The sequence below is a fragment of the Bradyrhizobium sp. 142 genome, from assembly GCF_023074015.1.
Lineage (GTDB): Bacteria > Pseudomonadota > Alphaproteobacteria > Rhizobiales > Xanthobacteraceae > Bradyrhizobium.
Genome location: NZ_JADPKQ010000349.1, coordinates 1 through 814 on the forward strand (window position 1 = coordinate 1; position 814 = coordinate 814).

At 64.1% G+C, this 814-nt stretch carries 1 protein-coding gene; it reads right to left on the bottom strand.

The window, feature by feature from the left end; translation table 11 throughout:
- Positions 1 to 37: 37 nt before the first annotated feature.
- The coding region (locus tag IVA82_RS32630) for an IS66 family transposase (RefSeq protein ID WP_247386712.1) at positions 38 to 814 on the bottom strand (777 nt) is incomplete at its 5' end.

The window sequence follows — 814 nt, forward strand, 5'->3', positions numbered from 1 at the left end:
CGGGCACGGCGAGCTCTATGATGGCGTTGCGAGAAGGTCAGGCAGCCTGCTGATCGGCGGGCTTGTCGGCTCGGCGCAGGAGCTTCCATTCCCAGGGCAGCAGTTCGTGCAGGTGCGAAGCGGGAAGATCGGCGATACGGGCGAGGACGTCGGCGAGCCAGGCCTTGGGATCGACGTCGTTGAGGCGACAGGTCGTGATCATCGTCAGCATGATGGCGGCACGGTCGGCGCCACGCTGGCTGCCGGCGAAGGTCCAGTTGCGCCTTCCCAATGCGATGCCTCTCAATGCGCGCTCAGCACAATTGTTGGTCAAGCAGATCCTGCCATCGTCGAGGAAGCGGGCGAAGTCGTCCCAGCGCCTGAGCATGTAGTTGATCGGTTTCAGGACCTCGGAAGAGCGCGAGAGGTTTTCGCGCTCACGCAGCAACCAGACGTGCATGTCCTCGAGAAGCGGCTTGCTCTTTTCCTGGCGCACGGCGCGCCGCTCGTCGGCGCCGCGGCCGTTGATGGCGCGCTCGATCTCGAACAACGCATCGAGGCGTCTGACCGCCTCCAGCGCGATCGGAGAGACCGGTTTGCCCTTCTTACCTTCCCGAGCATTTTTCTCGATGTCAGCCAGCTCGAAGAAGCCCCGCCGCGCATGGGCAAAGCAAAACGCCGGCGTAATTGGCAGCACCTTCCTCTGCGGGTCGAACAGCGGCTCGAAGCCGTTGTAGCAATCGGCTTGCAGGATACCGGCGAAGGCGGCCAGATGCTTCTGGGGATGCTCGCCTCGTCGGTCGCTCGAGGCGTAATAGACCGCCGCCGGCGGCGC